Origin of the sequence: Undibacterium sp. Di24W (assembly GCF_049340325.1) — a bacterium.
In the GTDB taxonomy this organism is placed as follows: Bacteria; Pseudomonadota; Gammaproteobacteria; order Burkholderiales; family Burkholderiaceae_D; genus Undibacterium.
In genome coordinates, this window is the sequence record NZ_JBMPOP010000002.1 from 609,502 (window position 1) to 627,354 (window position 17,853).

Annotated in this window: 11 protein-coding genes; 7 read left to right on the forward strand and 4 right to left on the reverse strand. The window is 46.6% G+C overall.

From position 1 onward, the window contains the following. Window positions 1–185: 185 nt before the first annotated feature. The 4 genes from ACO0KZ_RS06130 (at window position 186) to ACO0KZ_RS06145 (ending at window position 7,228) form a co-directional block, all read left to right on the forward strand. Window positions 186–2,561, forward strand: coding sequence for a GspE/PulE family protein (locus ACO0KZ_RS06130; protein WP_422993791.1), 2,376 nt, complete (start codon window positions 186–188; stop codon window positions 2,559–2,561). Between the two features lie 117 nt (window positions 2,562–2,678). Beyond that, entirely contained in the window at window positions 2,679–5,420 is a 2,742-nt protein-coding gene (locus ACO0KZ_RS06135; RefSeq protein ID WP_422993793.1) for a TonB-dependent receptor, read from the forward strand. 71 nt (window positions 5,421–5,491) lie between these two features. After that, a complete protein-coding gene (locus tag ACO0KZ_RS06140) occupies window positions 5,492–6,238 on the forward strand; it encodes a hypothetical protein (protein WP_422993795.1) in 747 nt (248 codons plus the stop codon). Between the two features lie 111 nt (window positions 6,239–6,349). After that, complete coding sequence (locus ACO0KZ_RS06145) at window positions 6,350–7,228, forward strand: AraC family transcriptional regulator (RefSeq protein WP_422993797.1); 879 nt, start codon at window positions 6,350–6,352, stop codon at window positions 7,226–7,228. A 108-nt stretch (window positions 7,229–7,336) separates the two neighbouring features. Here ACO0KZ_RS06145 and ACO0KZ_RS06150 read toward each other — a convergent pair whose 3' ends face one another. The 4 genes from ACO0KZ_RS06150 to ACO0KZ_RS06165 all read right to left on the reverse strand — a co-directional run bounded on the left by ACO0KZ_RS06150 (window position 7,337) and on the right by ACO0KZ_RS06165 (window position 12,117). Further along, a complete protein-coding gene (locus tag ACO0KZ_RS06150) occupies window positions 7,337–8,107 on the reverse strand; it encodes a hypothetical protein (protein ID WP_422993799.1) in 771 nt (256 codons plus the stop codon). Between the two features lie 101 nt (window positions 8,108–8,208). After that, complete coding sequence (locus ACO0KZ_RS06155) at window positions 8,209–9,171, reverse strand: cupin-like domain-containing protein (RefSeq protein WP_422993801.1); 963 nt, start codon at window positions 9,169–9,171, stop codon at window positions 8,209–8,211. 245 nt (window positions 9,172–9,416) lie between these two features. Next, entirely contained in the window at window positions 9,417–11,486 is a 2,070-nt protein-coding gene (locus ACO0KZ_RS06160) for a methyl-accepting chemotaxis protein (RefSeq protein ID WP_422993803.1), read from the reverse strand. Window positions 11,487–11,607: 121 nt separating this feature from the next. Next, window positions 11,608–12,117 carry a hypothetical protein gene (locus ACO0KZ_RS06165; RefSeq protein ID WP_422993805.1) on the reverse strand — a complete coding sequence of 170 codons (510 nt, stop codon included), beginning with the start codon at window positions 12,115–12,117 and terminating at the stop codon, window positions 11,608–11,610. Between the two features lie 262 nt (window positions 12,118–12,379). Here ACO0KZ_RS06165 and ACO0KZ_RS06170 point away from each other — a divergent pair, with 262 nt between their 5' ends. From ACO0KZ_RS06170 to ACO0KZ_RS06180, 3 genes are all read left to right on the forward strand, one after another. Beyond that, complete coding sequence (locus ACO0KZ_RS06170; protein WP_422993807.1) at window positions 12,380–13,288, forward strand: foldase protein PrsA; 909 nt, start codon at window positions 12,380–12,382, stop codon at window positions 13,286–13,288. Window positions 13,289–13,712: 424 nt separating this feature from the next. Next, on the forward strand, window positions 13,713–15,944 hold the full coding sequence (locus ACO0KZ_RS06175) for a TonB-dependent receptor (protein ID WP_422993809.1): 2,232 nt from the start codon (window positions 13,713–13,715) through the stop codon (window positions 15,942–15,944). A 90-nt stretch (window positions 15,945–16,034) separates the two neighbouring features. After that, window positions 16,035–17,786 (forward strand): alkaline phosphatase family protein, encoded by a 1,752-nt coding sequence (locus ACO0KZ_RS06180; protein ID WP_422993811.1) that lies wholly within the window; start codon window positions 16,035–16,037, stop codon window positions 17,784–17,786. Window positions 17,787–17,853: the final 67 nt, after the last annotated feature.

Below are 17,853 nucleotides of genomic sequence, written 5' to 3' on the forward strand. Positions count from 1 at the left end.
AGCGTGTTGCAGACATGCTGAAAATTGCTGAAACGGCTTTGATAAATATGCCATTATTGTCTTTATGCATTCACTTTCCCTCATAATAGGGCGATTGCGCTATTTCATCCGTCAACGCAGGATACAAAGTAAGCTCGAAGTACACAAAATCGACGGAAATTCTTCTCGAAGAAAGCAGGATCAGGATGCAGCCGAACCAAGCAAAATCAGGCACACAGCAGAACGCAGCTGCAGAAACCTCAACCCAGCGTTTATTATTCTTTAAACGACTGCAAACGCTGACGAACAAAATTCATGCGACGCAAGCAGTTGATCAAATTATGCTCAACTTGAGTCAGGATATTTGTGATTTGTTTGACTGTGACCGGATGACGATTTATGTGGTGGCCCCCGATAAAGCAAATCTGATTTCTAAGGTGAAGAAAGGCTTGAATAGTTTCAAAGACATACGCTTGCCTATTTCAGACCAAAGTATTGCGGGCTTTGTCGCTTTGCATCAACAGGTTTTATGCATTAAAGATGTATATGACGAAAAAGAATTGCACAGCTACTCTCCGCACTTGCATTTTCAAAAAGCGATCGATGAACGCACCGGCTATCGCACCAAAGAAATGCTGGGCGCCCCCATCGTCGATGCAGAAAATCAGCAACTACTGGGCGTCATTCAGTTTATCAATAATCAGCATGGCGTTGCGTTTACCTCGATTGCGACCGAGGGCGTGAAAGAGTTGTGCGAAACATTAGCTATCGCGCTCACGCAAAAAAATAAACCACTCAATTTACCGCCGTCTAAATTCAATTATCTGGTGTCTGAAGGTATCTTATCTGCTCCAGAGTTTGAATTAGCGATAAGTTCTGCACGAAAAAAGCAAATCGACCTGGAAGATGTCTTGATTGATGAATTCCAAGTGCAGACGGCGCATATCGGTATGGCTTTATCGAAGTTTTTTGCGGTGCCGTATGAAGCCTTTAAACCGGATCGCGTGATAGATGGTGAACTCACCAAAAAATTGAAACGTCAGTATGTAGAAGAGACCAATTGGTTACCTATTTCTGATGATCCAACCGGCCTTAGTATTTTGGCCATCGACCCAGAACATGTGAAAACCACTCGCGTGGTCAATCTGATTTTTTCTACGCCTCGTCTGCACTATCGGGTGACGACTAAGCGTGAGTTCAAGCTCACCATTGATCAGTTTTTTGGACAGAGCGTCGATACCGGTTCGGTCAATGAACTGCTGTCGGGTATGGAAGTGGACGAGATTGATGACACCAACAGCACTGCAGACGTAGCGGCTGCCGCAGACAATGAATTGGTCAAACTGCTCAATAAAATTATCGTTGACGCATACCAACAAGGTGCTTCCGATATTCATATAGAACCACGTCCCGGCAAAGAAAAGACCATGATCCGGTTCCGCCGCGATGGTTCACTTGCACCGTATATCGAGATTCCTGCTAGCTATCGCAATGCGCTGTTGGCACGCATTAAGATTATGTGCGATCTGGATATTTCAGAAAAACGCAAACCACAAGACGGCAAAATTAAGTTCAAAAAATATGGGCCGCTCGACATTGAATTGCGGGTCGCTACCATTCCTTCTTCCGGAGGTATGGAAGATGTTGTAATGCGTATTTTGGCCGCAGGTGAACCGATACCGATGGCGCAACTGGGTATTTCGCCGCACAACTTGCAACGTCTGAAAGACGTGGTTGAAAAACCATATGGGATCTTCTTTGTGTGTGGTCCAACTGGTTCAGGCAAGACCACCACTTTGCACTCCGTGCTGCACTACTTAAATCGCCCGGAAACCAAAATCTGGACAGCGGAAGATCCGGTGGAGATCACGCAAAAAGGTTTACGCCAAGTGCAAGTCAATCGCAAAGCGGGGATGGATTTTGCAACCGTGATGCGGGCTTTTTTGCGGGCTGATCCCGACATCATCATGGTCGGCGAAATGCGCGATAAAGAGACGGTATCAATAGGCTTGGAAGCCTCGTTGACAGGGCATTTGGTCTTTGCCACTCTGCACACTAATAGCGCGCCTGAGTCGATAGTTCGTTTGCTTGATATGGGCATGGACCCATTTAATTTTGCCGATGCCTTGCTAGGCATTTTGGCACAACGTCTGGCCAAGCGTTTATGTATGAATTGCAAGGCTGCTTATCAGCCAGCGCCGGAAGAGATAAAAAGCATGCTCGATGAGTATTGCGCAGAGTTATTGGCCACTCCAGAGTTTCAGATTGATACCGAGCTTGCCAAACAAAACGTGCTCAAAAAGTGGCAGAAAAATTATGCTGACCCGCAAGGTAAATTCACCTTGTATCGCCCAGTCGGTTGTGAGAAATGTGTAGGCGGTTATAAAGGTCGGGTTGGCCTGCACGAGTTGATGGTGGGTACCGATGGCATCAAGAAACTGATACAAGAACATGCCCGAGTTGCGCAATTATTTACCGCGGCTTTGAGCGACGGCATGCTTACTTTAAAAATGGATGGGATGGAAAAAGTCCTGTCCGGCATCATGGATATGAAGCAAGTTCGGGTGGTCTGTATTAAATAAAGCAGAGAATAATCTACACAAAAATTGTGCTCTATCTTGCGTACGCAATCACAATTTTGTAAAAAAATCTAAAAAAATTACCGAATAATTATTAAATACCCTTGGAACCTAAAAACCATGTCTAAACAAATGAACTCTCAGCATTCAGTACGTCCTTTTCCATTGCGACTAACGGCGCATGCGGTTTTGTTACTCTTGGCAAGTAGTGCAGTGCAGGCGCAGGACGCGACACCCGTTAAACCGATGGCACGGGTAGAAATTACCGGCTCAGCGATTAAGCGAGTTGATAGTGAATCGGCGCTGCCTGTGCAAGTTATCAGCCGTGATGAAATTTTGAAGGCCGGCGTGACCACTGCTTCCGAATTATTAGCCAAGGTCGCAGCGAATGTAGGCGGTTTGAGCGACGGCATTAGCATTAATGTGGGCGGCGATCAACGTGGTTTTAATTCAGCCAATTTGCGCGGGCTCGGTACTTCATCGACCCTGATTTTGCTGAACGGGCGACGCATGGCCAATTTCGCTTCACCCGGCGATGACGCTGGTGTGGATTTGAACAATATTCCTGCAGCTGCAATAGAACGAGTGGAGGTTTTACTCGATGGTGCATCGGCGCTGTATGGGACCGATGCCATCGGTGGCGTGATTAATTTTATTACGCGCAAAGACTTTCAAGGCTTCGAAGCCAGCACGTATTGGGGACGTACGCAGGAAGGCGGCGCTGGCAAGCGCACCCTTACGCTGGGTGGCGGTGTCGGCGATATCGTTAAGGATGGTTACAATATTTTCGCCGTTGTTGATCAACAGCATACGGATAGTTTGTTCACCTCACAAAGAAAATTTATTCCCGCACTACAGATCCCTCAGCGCTTGGGACATTTGCTTTCTAGCTATACCGATCCGGCGAATATTCGTTTGACGTCGAACCAGCGCGATTACCTGCAAGAGCAAGGCTTTAAGATTAATGGCAAGCCTATCGTTAATCGCTTGATTAATTTTTCAGCGCCCAATTGCAAACCACCGGCCAATCTCTATTTGCCCGCCGGTACTGGCGGTGCAAATGCCTGTACTTATGACTATATGGGCGATACCGAGTTATATCCAAAATCAGATAAATCAAGTTTGCTTACGCGTGCTGTGTTTCAAATAAATCCTGATCATCAGTTCTACGCCGAATCAACCTGGAGTCAAGCCAAAACTTATTATGTTGCATCCTCGGCGCGCGTGACAGGTGCCATCAACTATAAACTTGTGCCGCAATTGGCGAATACGGGTTTAGACAAGCTAACAGATGACGATGTACCCGGCGAACTTACTTTACGCATGCGTTTGAAAGAAGCGGGGAATCGCACCAGCGAATTGACCAGCGAAGCACAGCGTTTCGTCATGGGCTTTACGGGCAACGCTGCAGGTTGGGATTACGATATAGGCTTGAATCAAAGTGTGAACACCGTGCGTGATCGTGATACGCATGGCTATGTTTTGTACGATAAATTGATCGACGGTATCAATCGCGGTTTGGTTAATCCCTTTGGTCCTTCCAGTGCAGAAGGCGTGAAGTATTTGAACGGTATACAAGTCAACGAGGAAGTGCGTTATGCGCGCGGCACGATGACTGCTTTGGACTTTAAAGCATCGCGTCCGCTGATGCGTTTGGACGGTGGTGATTTGTCTTTAGCCGTCGGTGGTGAATTGCGTCGTGAGCGCTCCGTGTTCACACCATCGGCCTTGTTGATGAGCGACAATATCAACAATGATTTCGCACCAGAAGGTGGTAAAGCAACTCAGGATTCACGTCACGTGGAAGGCATCTATGCTGAATTGCTGGCACCCATGACAAAGGAATTGGAGGCGCAATTAGCCTTGCGACATGATCGTTATCAAGGCGTTGGTGGTGCTTCTAGCCCTAAGCTGGGTTTGCGTTACCAACCAAGCAAAGATTTATTATTTCGCGCCTCCGTAGGCAGCGGCTTCCGTGCACCTTCCTTATCGGATTTGTATCGCCCTACGCAGTACAGCTCTACCGCGACTTTGCCTGATCCTGTGTACTGCGCAGACAATGACAATGATTTATCGGTGTGCGCTGATAATTGGAACACCCGCCGTTACAGCAATCCAAATTTGAAGCCAGAACGCAGCCGTCAATATACGATGGGTATGATTTTTGAACCTAGCCGTAACTGGACACTTAGTATCGATTATTGGAGCATTAAGCGTACTAATTTGATCAGCGAAATCGGCGACGATGTGATTTTGGGTAATCTGAGTAAGTACGGTAACTTAGTACATCGCGATAAAGACGGTTATATCGACTATATCGAATTGCGCAAAGAGAATCGCGGCGCACAGAAAGCCACTGGCCTTGACTTGGCAATGGAGCTGCATGGTATCAAAACTGATTGGGGCAAGCTCAGCGCTCGTATGCTCGGTACGCTGATGTTGGATTCTAAATTGCAGACTAATCCCGGCGACGTTTACGTTAGTAATCTCGGTAAATTCGTAACCGAAGGCGTGGTGCAACGCTGGCGTCATCGCCTGAGCTTGAATTGGGAACAAGGCCCACTGGCAGCAACGTTAGGGAATACTTATTCCGCTGCCTACAACGATCAGAATTCCGCGATCAATATCGACAATGGCAGCGTGGTCGCTGCGAACAAAGTGAAAGCTTATTCGCTATGGGATATGTCGGCGAGCTATGCAGTCAACAAAAACCTGAGTGTGCGTGGCGGTGTGCAAAATATCTTCAATACCGCGCCACCTTATTCAAATCAAGCGAACTTCTTTATTTCTGGTTACGACCCTAGTTATACCGATCCACGTGGACGTTTCTTTTATGTGAGTGCGCAATATTCGTTTAAGTAAAATGGTGCTGCATTTCCATTGGTGAATGCCGCTTTTTTTTGTAAAACTCTGTCACTAAGAGGAAAAGAAAGATGCCGTATTTAGGAGTTGGTTTACACGTTTTGGTAGCGATTTTTTTTGCCGTTCACGCGATACGTCATCGTCGTGAAATGTATTGGTTGATGATTTTGTTTGCCTTCCCCTTGTTGGGGAGTATCGTGTATTTTTTCGCGATTTATTTACCTGATAGCCGATTACAGCATGGCGCCAATAAATTGACCTCAGCGGCATTGAGGGCGCTTGATCCGGGCAAAGAGCTACGCGAAGCGCAACAGGCTTTTGAATTGACACCGTCAGCGCAAAATCAAATGCGCCTGGCATCCGCGTATTTGGAAGCAGGTGATCCACAACAAGCGGCGGTGCAATATGAGGCTTGCTTACGTGGGCCGTTCGCTACCGAGCGTGAAATCCTGTTTGGTGCGGCAAAGGCGCGCTTGCAAAATCAACAGGGTGATGCCGCTTTAGAATTGTTGTTGAAAATACGCCAATTACACGCTGATTTTCGTAAGGAGCAGGTCGGTTTATTGTTAGCTCAGGCGTATGCCTCACAAGGGCAAAACGACGCAGCGCGGCAGGAATTTTCTAAAGCTGCTGTTGATCACGGTAGCATTGATGCTTACGCTGAGTTCGCGATTTGGGCATTAAGCATAGGTGATGTCGCGACCGCGCAAGCGCAACGTCAGGAAATAGAACACATGCAAAAGCATTGGAATAAGCATCACTATGCAATGCATAAGCCCCTGTTAAAGCGTTTGGAAGCTGCATTTTCCAAAGCTTAAGCGCTACAGTCTCCTCAAAATTATCTCTAAATCTTTGCGGGCCTTAAGTCCGCAAGATTTGTCAAATCACTCCATGATATTGTTCTACTCATCGAAACTGAGGAGAGCAAGATGCAGCAAGAACTTACCGCTATTAGCGCACATCGCGCCAGTTACGAGCGCCGTTTCCGGCGCGTCGTTGATTACCTGCACGAGAATTTGGAACGCGAACTAGACCTGAATCATCTGGCAGAAATCGCCTGCATGTCGCCGTACCATTGGCACCGGATTTATCAATCTTTCTGCGGCGAGAGTTTAGCGGCAACGGTCAAACGATTGCGCTTGCAACGCGCCGCCAATTTGTTGGTGAAGACACCGCACAGCATAGAGAAAATTGCCCACGACTGTGGTTATAACAATCTGCAATCCTTTACACGTATTTTTTCTAGTGTCTATGGCATGCCGCCTGCACGTTACCGCAAGCATGGAAGCCATATACAATTTTCTGCAGCACAATTAATAAGGAGTGAGACGATGTTCCCAGTACAAATTCAAGAAGTCGCGGCGATGGATTTGGTAGGTATTTCCCATCGAGGAAATTATATGGGTATTAGTCAGGCGTTTGATCAATTAGTCGGGATTGCCGGAGCGCGCCAGTTGTTCGGCCCTGACAGCAAGATGATAGGCATTTATTTTGATGATCCGGCGCTGGTTGCGGAAGCGGAATTACGCTCTATTGCATGTCTGACGGTGAGTTCCGAGCATCAAGCCAAGGCACAAGCGCCGCTCGAATCCTACAACGTCAAGGCAGGCTCTTATGCCGTGTTGCAGTATCAAGGACCGTATTCAGACATGCAGGCGGCGTACCAATGGTTTTTTGGTGTCTGGTTGCCGGCCTCCGGCTACGAGGCGGCAGATGTGCCTGTATTTGAAGAGTACTTGAACAATCCACGTGATACCGCGCCGGGCGAATTGAAGACGGCGATTTATTTGGCTTTGCAGAGCGCTTAGTTTTGCAATTTGAATTAAATAATCATGCATAAAAAACGGGCGACGCTATGTTACTTAGCTTGCCCGTTCGTTTTGAAACGTATTGTAGACGGTGTTGAGCGAGTCAAGTTACGGTGTTGTCCGGTAGTGATGAATCACTTCACCCAAGCTATGCGCCTGTGGCACCTGGTGTTGCATGAACCAACCCAGACCTACAAAAAAAGTTGCACCGATCAGAAATGGCAAAATAGTTTTGCGTAATGCCGTGTGCAACCAATGTCTTGTATGCAGACCTTTCAAGCGGTGATACAAGCTTGCTGATAAAAACGCATCCACCATTAATTCAGCGAACAGAACCGGCGCACTGGCTATCACGACAGCCGATGAGGCTAACAGGGCGAATACCGCAGCGCCAATCGCGATAATAATGATTAAGGGAATCGCAAATTCGTCTGCCTCTCCTGCAACTTCTAAAGCATCACCGACACCGCCTAGCGGCACTGACGTTCCTTCTGATGCCAAGCCTTCAAAGCTGCCGCTAGCACCCGCCCCGGAAAAATTACCGCCTCCGGCTTCCAGTATATTCAACGACGAACTTGAAGCACCAGATGGCGATGGAATCACATTCAACAAATCAACGGTGTCGACCAGATCTCCACTGCGCTTGTACAGCCATAGCCAGAGAAGGGTGAAGAACACTGCATAGGCCACGCCAAAGGCACAAGCATAACGCAGCCATATCGTTAACAGGCCGCAATGCAAAAGCAACACAGAGGTAAGAAACCCTGATAAGCCAGTGAAGGCGACGATCAGTGTCATTTCCAAACGAGGAAAGCCATCCTGCTCAAGATGAACACGGATGCGTTGTACGAATTTTTCTCTAGAGAATTTTGTCTTCATAACTTGACGATGAATGAGTTGATCGTTTTCTTGTAATGCGTCGCGGTAGTGTAGGAGTAGCGCGTGCACCCTTGGTATAAATTTAGAAAAAATTTAAACAATCAACGTTGCAAAATACCACGCTTATGTTCAGGAATATGTGCTGCCGGATCTTTTGGGCTAAAGACATAATGTTGAAAAATACTTCCCCATGCCGCTTTTTGCGCCGGAGGTAGTTCTTTAAAACTGAGTAAGGCTTGCAGTAGCAAACCATAGGGTGAAGTTTTATTGTCGGTCGAAAAATTTGAACCTCCCCACCAATAATTAATCAAAATATTGATTTTCTCCATTGACTCAACGTGATGCCACCATAAGTTGGGGATATAGATGGCATCGCCTGGTTCTAGTATCGCGGTTTGTGCGTGTTCAAGTGCGATACGATAATTGGGAAAACGCTCGAAATCAGGATCGCGTAAGTTCACCAGACTAATTGGCGACGGTGTTGGCGCAAAATCCAGTGGGCCTATATAGAGATTGGCGATTTGCTCTGGTGGAAATAGTACAAATTGACGCCGCCCACTGACCACACAGGCGATATTGTCTGAGCCATCTATGTGGGTGGGAGTCGTGATGTGATTGCCCAGCCAAATCCGTGGTTGAACCTCGGCGTCCAGCAAAGGCATGACATGATTTTGCAGCAGGCTGGGCAGACATTCAGCGATAAGAGCGCTTTGTATTGCGACCGAAGGTGGCGTTGGGAACTGCGCATAGCGAGCCAGTTGTTCTAAAACCTCGGTAATCGTCACGCGCTTGCGCAGGAAGTTGAAACCATCCATGGCCTCGTTATAGAACAAACGTCCATGACTTTCTGGTCGCAGCAAAATGGCATCGACTGCTGAACCCGAATCACGTTGGTGTAGATTTTCTAGTGTATCTGTGGCGCTACTGCGCGCCATTTGCACCAAAGGCCAGTCACTGACCAGACCACGCAAAATGGCGGGCCGATAGCGTGGCGCAATGTCTTCTTGAAATTGCTGAGGGGTGACTTTGTGCCACTCCGGTATCGCTGCAAAAGATGGTTGCATGGATTGATCGTTCTATCTGTTGGAATAGGTTTAGCTTTGTTTAGCTTAAACGTTAGCGCACCTAATTCGGTTCAGATGGAGGTGCCTTTAGCCATAGCGTAACAGAGCAGATCAACTCTGTGCAAATCAGGCAGATGCGTGGCTTACACTTAGACAATCCAGATTGACCATCATTGATGTTGGTTCTTTAATTCAAACCGCCGGGCGGTTTGAATGTTACCCGACCCTAAGTAGCCGAACTTTGCTTAAGTACCTTTGGCAATAGATAAAGAATTTCGGTTTGTCAGCTGCGCGGTACTTTTTCGTCCTTGACTTAGACGACGGGTGTTCGGTGCATCGACCTTGCTTATCAACGGTTGTTTATCGGCGCTCATGCCTTGTTCATCAACACGAAACACCGTGACCGCTTCGCTGAGTTTGAGTGCCTGATTATGCATACTTTCAGCTGCTGCTGCCGCTTCTTCAACCAAGGCGGTATTTTGTTGGGTGATCTGATCGAGCTGGCTGATTGTCGCGTTGACCATCGTGATTCCATCACCTTGCTCCGCGCTGGCGTCAGCAATGGCTTGTACATTTTGACTCAGCGCTTGAATCTGATCGACAATTTGATGCATGGTTTTTCCGGCGTTTTGTACTTGCTGGTGACCGGTTCGCACTTGTTCGTTGGAGTTAGTGATCAAGATTTTGATTTCTTTTGCCGCACTGGCAGAACGTTGAGCCAGATTGCGCACTTCGCTGGCAACGACCGCGAAACCACGACCTTGTTCACCTGCACGCGCAGCTTCTACCGCCGCATTTAATGCCAGAATATTGGTTTGGAAAGCGATGCTGTCGATGACCGCAATGATGTCATTAATTTGTTTTGAGGATTGCTGTATGCCTTCCATCATATCTGCTAATTGCTGTACCGCTTGTCCACCTTGTTTTGCCACAGCGGTACATGAGAGTGCTTTTTGATTTGCCTGCTGGGCACTATCTGCATTTTGTTTGACTGTGACGGTTAGTTCTTCCATGGAGGAAGAGGTCTCTTCTAATGAGCTAGCTTGTTGCTCTGTTCGTTGCGATAAGTCGGCATTGCCATGAGCGATGTCGCGTGAGGCGCTGCCGATGTTATCGCTGCTTTCGCGTATGTTAGCGACTAGCTGTGCCAACACTTGACGCATGGTATCGAACTCTTTGAGTAATTGCGCAATTTCATCATTTGCGCTACTGCTGATTGTGGTGCTTAAATCACCATCCGAGACGCGATGTACTGCTTGGCTTAAATTGCGCAGCTCTCCTGAAAATGCCAAATAGAACCCTGCTAACAAATAACTCGCGAGGCCAAGTAATAAAAAAATACCCAACAGCATTGCATTGCGATTCCATACATTAATTTCCAGTCTGCGCTGCAATTTGGATTCGATCAAATCAGCAATTGCGCTGTTGAGTTGAAACCAATTCGTCACCACCTGTTGGCCAGCTGCTAAGTAGGCAGTACCTGAGCTTTGATTTAAGGTACTGAGGATTTCGTTTTTGGTGCGCTCTAAAAACGTCAGATTTTCCGCTTGCAGCTTTTCGCTTTGTTGCTCTAATTCTTTCAGTGCGGGATTTGCGAGCATCACCGCTTTGAGTTGGGCACTGATTTTCGGCAAATCTCTTTGGCTCAACATTACGTTCGCGTTGATTAGGACATCTTCATTAGGCTCCATCAAACCCGTGTCGATGTATGGTGCACCGCGTGCGCTGGTGTCGGCGATGACGGCGGCGAATTCGGGTAAGGATTTATTGAATAGGCTGATCAGGTAGTAGGTGTCAACTTGAGGATCGATGCTGAGGTGGGTATTGTCGGCAGTTTTAATCGCCAGTTTATTTAGCTGTTCGAGCAATTGTTGATGCATCAGATAGCTATCTTTGGCTTTGCTTGTGCCGGCTTTTTCCTTTATGTTTTTCCAGCTTGCAAGTGCCTGTTGCAAGTCTTCCTGCGTACCCAGTTTCACGTGTTGCTGGCTCAACTGTGTCAGCTGGTTAAACGTTTGTTCGATTTGTTCTGCTGCTTTTGTCGCATTGCTTATCGCTTCGACATTGCCAGCCAAACCCAAATGTCGCAGTGCCCTGTGTTGTTGGCTCAGTTGTGTCAATTGGTGTATAACTCGTACTTGCTGTACGCCTTGTTGTTCACTCTGCGTAAGCGTGATCGATTTATTCAGCTCCCAGATAAATAAACCAGATACCACGATAGCCGGTATCGCGAACAAGCAAGCGACAATCAAGAATTTTGGTAGTAGCCGCAAGCGGCGCATCCCGGAGATGGCGGGGGCGAAAAATATTGACATAATTACACCGTAAAAAATTGACACAAAGAAATAAAAACTTAGTCCGAATGTACTTGGTGACTATGACCAGCGTATGACGAGGTCTTTTCTTAGCTAGACTTTTACTGTGTCAAGTGTAGGTCTATTCCAGACGACAAGCAATGATTAGCGCGCCCATAACATTGGCTTGCAAGTGAAATGCCTGCAGAATACGTTGACGTTCTAGCGGATCAGCAGGCAAAGCAAACGTTACATTCAGTTGAGTCAAGTTTGCAGTGGATGTGCCGGTAGGCTGATTAACATCACGCATGCTATTTTTTTGGATAGTCTTATCTGCATTTTGGTAGCCATCTAAGGCGAGATCGACAACCGGTGCCGCCGTAGACAATAAGCCTTGTGCCTGCATTTCTGCTATGACCGCAGCGAAGGGTATTGTTATGCAATCATGCGGTTCGAGCCAACGCTTGCTGCCACCACTGGTACTGACGATACCGCCGGTAAGCTCAACCGCAGCATCCGAAATCTTTTCATAATGGAAGGCCTCCCAACCCGGCAATCCACGCTGACGCTGAGCGATTTCTGCCATGATTTGAGCCACTTGCCCGCCGTGCGACACCATACCGACCGGTAACATTTCCGCGAAATCGATCATCTTCTATTTTCCTAGGGTAAATATTTCTTTGATGTTTGTGTTGAAACAAGCGAGCAAGCGATGCAAACTGTGCGAATTTTAAGTGTAATTGTGAAATCACAGGTAGAATTCGCAATCGCTTTTTAAACGATTTACTAATCAGCTGCACATTTGTTTAGCTGTTTAGCTAATTTATTCTTTGCAGCATAATTGTTAACCACATTATTAACCCGCAGCAGTGACAACTGCTGCTTTGTACCGAAAATCATAAAGGAAGACCACGATGTTGATTAAATCCCGTTTCGTCATTGGTAGCGCAATTGCACTCATGGCATTGGCTGGCTGCTCAAAAAGCACAGACAAACCTGCTGATTCAGTAGCAGATGTAATCGCCGCGACCGTCAACGGTAAAGCTATCAGCAAAAAACAAGTTGATATGATCATGAAGCAGCAAGCGGCACAAGGTATGCCTGACACGCCAGAAATGCGCAAAATGATTATCGACAATTTGGCATTGCAAACCATCGCAGCAGAAGAAGCGATCAAAAAGGGCCTGGATAAAAAAGGCGAAACAGCAGAACAAATCGAAATGTCACGCCTCGGTATCTTGGCGCAAGGCTTTGTCGATGACTTCTTGAAAAATAGTCCAGTCACTGACGCACAATACGCTGCGGAATACGACAAAATCAAAGCGGCAGCAGCAGGCAATGAAGTCTCTGCCCGTCATATCTTGGTAGAAAAAGAAGAAGACGCAAAAGCCATCATCGCTAAATTGAAAAAAGATGTGAAGGTATTCGCAGCTTTAGCTAAAGCCCAATCCAAAGATCCAGGCTCCAAAGAAAAGGGTGGCGACTTAGGCTGGTTTGACCCACGCGGTATGGTCCCAGAATTCGGCGCAGCTGTCGTTAAATTGGAAAAAGGCAAATTCACCGAAGAGCCAGTGAAATCTCAATTTGGCTACCACGTCATCTTGTTAGACGACACACGTACCAAAGAAGCCCCAACATTAGAACAAGTTAAACCACGTTTGACTCAACAAATCCAACAACAGAATTTGAAAAAATTGTTGGATGAGATGAAAGAAAAAGCCAAGATAGAAATCGTTGGCGCTTCCGCTGCTTCAGCAACTGCATCAGCAGCAGCCTCTGCACCTGCCGCAGCATCTGCTCCATCAGCGACTGACAAGAAGTAATTCAATTTTTCTCTCATAAAAAAACCGCCAATTTGGCGGTTTTTTTTTGCCAAATTTTCGGTCAAGTATGCCTTAGTTAAGCTTGCCGATATCTATCTGAATCCAGATCTTCTCTTTTTCCGCCGCATCGGTGCACCTTGGCGTCACGTCGCCAAGCAAATAATTCGGGGCATTTATGCCTTGGATTATCACCATCTATTTGAATTTCTAAACTTACAAAATGACCCAGTCATGACTTCGGCTAGAGCGAATTCTCTACTGACTGTCACTGAGTGGTCATTTGTTTTTCTTACGATTCGTTCGTCTTGCCGGCTTAACAACCTGCATAGCCGTGGCTTTTGTTTTGCATCTTTGCTTTTATCAAAAACAGAACTCAAAGACGAGAAATTATTCAACCATAACAAAACATATTTGGACGAGAAAAATGAAACCTCAATTGATGTTAAAACCACTTTGCTTCATGGTCTTACAGGCGATCGCAGTCATGTCGCATGCGGCAGTGATCGATACAAACGCTAGCGATACCAATGAGCCTGATGTGAAAGTCGAAACAGTCACGGTCTTAGGCCAAGGACAGTCGCGTCAAGTACAAAATATTAATCGCAGTGATCTGACCAAAGTGACGCCAGGTACTAGCCCTTTAAAAACCTTGGATAAATTGCCTGGTGTATCGTTTCAGTCAGCGGATCCGTTTGGTAGCTATGAATGGTCGACACGTTTTAGTGTACGTGGCTTTAGTCAAAATCAATTGGGTTTTACTCTGGATAACGTACCGCTCGGCGATATGAGCTACGGTAACAATAACGGTTTGCACATTAGCCGTGCGATCTCAGCAGAAAACTTGGGTCGTGTGAGTTTGTCGCAAGGTGCGGGTTCTTTGTCGACCGCATCGACTAGCAACTTAGGCGGCACTGTACAATTCTTTTCTGCCGAACCTAGTGAGACGTTTACATTGAGTGGTGAACAAACCTTTGGTAGTAACAAAACCTCCCATACGTTCGCGCGTCTCGACTCTGGAAAATTTGATAGCGGCACAAAATTTGCATTGAGTGTGACTCGCCATCGTACTGAAAAGACTAAGGGTGCTGGTGAGCAGAATCAAGATCAATTCAACTCTAAGTTAGTGCAGAATTTCGGTGAAAATCGTCTGGACGCATTCTTCAATTATTCTGACCGTAAAGAAGTCGATTACCAAGATATGTCGTTGGAAATGACTAAACGTTTAGGTTGGAATTGGGATAACTATGCTCCTGACTGGCAACGTGCAGTGAATGCGGCCAAGGGTGTTTTTACTGGCGGTGTAAACAATCTTGATGATGCCTACTATGAAGGTAGCGGTTTGCGTAAAGATAAGTTGGCAGGTGCGACTTTCAGTTGGAAGTTGAGCGACAGTACAGAACTCAAAACAACGCTTTACCATCATAGCAATGAAGGCCAAGGTCACTGGTACACACCTTACACCGCCACTTCGAAGACTGACCCTATCTCTATTCGTACTACTGAGTACGAAATCAATCGATCAGGTCTGATCAGTGATCTGAATATGGACATTGGCATGCACTTCATCAAGGCTGGTTTTTGGTTGGAGAATAGTGACCATACTTTAACGCGTAATTTTTATGCTGTAACTGATGGATCAGACAAAAATTATTTCTTGAGAAATCCTTTTTCAACTGGTTTTAAGCAGAAGTTTGATACAAACACGACCCAGTTCTATGTGCAAGATACCGTAGAATTAATGGACGGTGCATTAGCGTTGAACTTTGGCTTTAAAACCCCAAAAGTGAAGATCGATGCGACGAGCTTAGTTGGCACGCGTGCGCAAGGTTCTATCACTGCGAAAGAAAATTTCTTGCCGCAGCTGGGCGCGAAGTATCAACTCAGTAAAGAGGATGAACTTTTCGCTTCGGTGACCGAAAATATGCGCGCTTATCAACCAGGCGTTTCTGGCCCGTTCTCACAAACGCAAGCGGCGTTTAACACTAGCGTGACAAATTTAAAGCCTGAGACTTCGACTTCTATCGATCTTGGTTATCGTTTTAAACGCAGCGATATACAAGGCTCAGTGGCGTTGTATCATGCGGAATTCAAAGATCGTTTGCTGAATGTTGCTAACTGTGCGGGTATCGTAGGCTGTCCAAATACCTTCGTTAACGTCGGTAAAGTGGCGACCAACGGTTTGGAAGCTGTGTTGATCTGGAAGTTGTCGAACGAATTGTCATGGTTTAATTCCTACACTTACAATGATTCACAGTACCAATCAAACTATTTGGATAAAGTGATCATTCCAGTCAAAGGCAAACAAGTCGTTGATGCACCTAAGACCATGTTCAATACTGAATTAACGTGGGAAAACGAGAGCTTCTTCACACGCATTGGCACCAAGTTTACGGACAAGCGTTACTATACTTATTTAAATGATGGCAATGCACCATCGTTCTGGTTGAGTAATCTGGCTTTTGGTGTGAAGCAAAAGACTTTGGCTGGTTTGAAAGATGTATCGATTCAAGTCAACGTAACGAATCTGGCAAACACCAAGTACTACAGCACGATAGGCTCGAATGGTTTTGCCACGTCCGATACCACGGGTAGCTTTGCTACTTTATTGACAGGTGCGCCACGTCAAGTATTTTTGAGTTTGTCCGCGAAGCTGTAAAACCTCTTTAAGGGCATTACTAAAATGAACGCCGGCCTTCATGGTAAATGAAGATCGGCGTTTTTGATTTGAGCACGAAGGATAGAAAACATGAGAAAAATAGTAAATCCAAAATGGGCATTGTTCTGCTCTGTGGTTGGAGTCACATTGATGCCAACTTGGTTGCACGCGCAGGCTATTAGCGCTACCGCTACGCGCGACAAAGACACCACGACACCGATCAAACATGTGATTGTGATCGTTGGAGAGAATCGGACGTTTGATAATCTTTACGGTGTGTATGAGCCCAAGAAAGGCCAGAGTATTTCAAATTTGCTGTCCAAAGGTATCGTCAAAAAAGACGGCACACCTGGTCCGAACTTTGCCTTAGCTAGCCAAAAACTAGCCAGTAATTTTGGAACCTACAGCCCTACACCAGAAGTCAACGCAAACTATACCCATTTACCGCAACCTTATGCGGCGGGCGCGTTTGGACAGCGCAAAGATATTCCAGACAATCGCTTCCCAGCGAAGATGTCAAACGGCCCGTTTCAAATTACTCATCACGTTAGCTATGGTGCTCACACCGGTGATCCTATCCATCGTTTCTTTCAGATGTGGCAGCAAGTGAATGGCGGCAAAAACGATTTGTTTGTATGGACTGCGGAGACGGTTGGTGTCGGCCCTAGCAACGCACCAGCACCGATAGCGGCGGGGCGTACCTATCAAGGCGCTATCGCGATGGGTTTTTATAATATGGCGACTGGCGATGCGCCGTATTTTAAGAAGCTGGCCGATACCTACGCTATTTCCGATAACTACCATCAGCCTATCATGGGCGGCACGACTGCAAACTATTTTGCGCTGGCGACCGCCGATGTGGCGTTTTATACGGATGGTATTAAGGCAGCGACACCACCAAAGAAGCAGATTGAGAACCCAGACGCACAAGCGAACACGAATAATTGGTATACCGAAGACGGCTATCGTGGTGGCACTTACGTGAAATGTGCTGACGAACAAGAGCCAGGTGTCATAGGCATCAAGACGCTATTGAAAAAATTGCCCTATCCTGCTTTCAGACAGGGCAACTGCGAGCCAGACACCTACTACATGGTCAATAACATGGAGCCAGGTTATACGCCATTAGGGGCAGCGATGCCGCTTGGCGATACGATCTTCACGATACCACCCCAAACCATGCCACATATTGGTGACGCCTTAAGCGCCGCTTCAGTGTCTTGGAAATGGTATACCGGCGGTCGTAACGATGGCAAAAACGTCGATAAGGAGTATTGCGCGATGTGCGATACACCGAGTTTCTTTACCTCGACGATGACAGGGCCTGATAAGGAAAAGCTGCAAGACCTCAGTCAGTTCTACTTAGATGTAAAAGATGCCAAGGCGTTTCCTGCCGTCTCTTTTATCGCACCTTACGACAGCATTTCTGGACATCCGGGCTATGCCACCCAACCCAATTTTGACGAGCTGGTCGCCGACGTGGTGGCGCGAGTTCAAAGCAACCCCGAGCTATGGAAAGATACGGTCATTTTGGTGACCTTTGATGAAGGTGGTGGTTACTACGACTCTGGTTATATTCAGTTGATTGATTTCTTCGGTGACGGTACCCGGATTCCATTGATTGCGGTGTCACCTTTTTCCAAGAAAGGCTATGTCGATCATACTTACTATAATCACGCCTCTATCCTAAAATTCATACAACGCAATTGGCGCTTATCACCGCTGTCTAAACGTAGCAGGGATAATCTTCCGAATCCGGTGAGCGACAAAAAAAATCCTTACGTACCACTCAACCGCCCAGCGATAGGGGACTTGATGGATTTGTTTGATTTTAAAAAGTAAGTAGGTTTGGCATGTATTGAACCTAGGCTCGGATTGCTGAATATGATATACACAGCATGAAATTTTG

Coding starts and splice junctions, on each gene's coding strand:
- ACO0KZ_RS06180 (WP_422993811.1), top strand. CDS start 16,035: ATGAGAAAAATAGTAAATCCAAAATGGGCATTGTTCTGCTCTGTGGTT.
- ACO0KZ_RS06155 (WP_422993801.1), bottom strand. CDS start 9,171: ATGCAACCATCTTTTGCAGCGATACCGGAGTGGCACAAAGTCACCCCT.
- ACO0KZ_RS06140 (WP_422993795.1), top strand. CDS start 5,492: ATGCCGTATTTAGGAGTTGGTTTACACGTTTTGGTAGCGATTTTTTTT.
- ACO0KZ_RS06145 (WP_422993797.1), top strand. CDS start 6,350: ATGCAGCAAGAACTTACCGCTATTAGCGCACATCGCGCCAGTTACGAG.
- ACO0KZ_RS06175 (WP_422993809.1), top strand. CDS start 13,713: ATGAAACCTCAATTGATGTTAAAACCACTTTGCTTCATGGTCTTACAG.
- ACO0KZ_RS06160 (WP_422993803.1), bottom strand. CDS start 11,486: ATGTCAATATTTTTCGCCCCCGCCATCTCCGGGATGCGCCGCTTGCGG.
- ACO0KZ_RS06170 (WP_422993807.1), top strand. CDS start 12,380: ATGTTGATTAAATCCCGTTTCGTCATTGGTAGCGCAATTGCACTCATG.
- ACO0KZ_RS06150 (WP_422993799.1), bottom strand. CDS start 8,107: ATGAAGACAAAATTCTCTAGAGAAAAATTCGTACAACGCATCCGTGTT.
- ACO0KZ_RS06130 (WP_422993791.1), top strand. CDS start 186: ATGCAGCCGAACCAAGCAAAATCAGGCACACAGCAGAACGCAGCTGCA.
- ACO0KZ_RS06165 (WP_422993805.1), bottom strand. CDS start 12,117: ATGATCGATTTCGCGGAAATGTTACCGGTCGGTATGGTGTCGCACGGC.
- ACO0KZ_RS06135 (WP_422993793.1), top strand. CDS start 2,679: ATGTCTAAACAAATGAACTCTCAGCATTCAGTACGTCCTTTTCCATTG.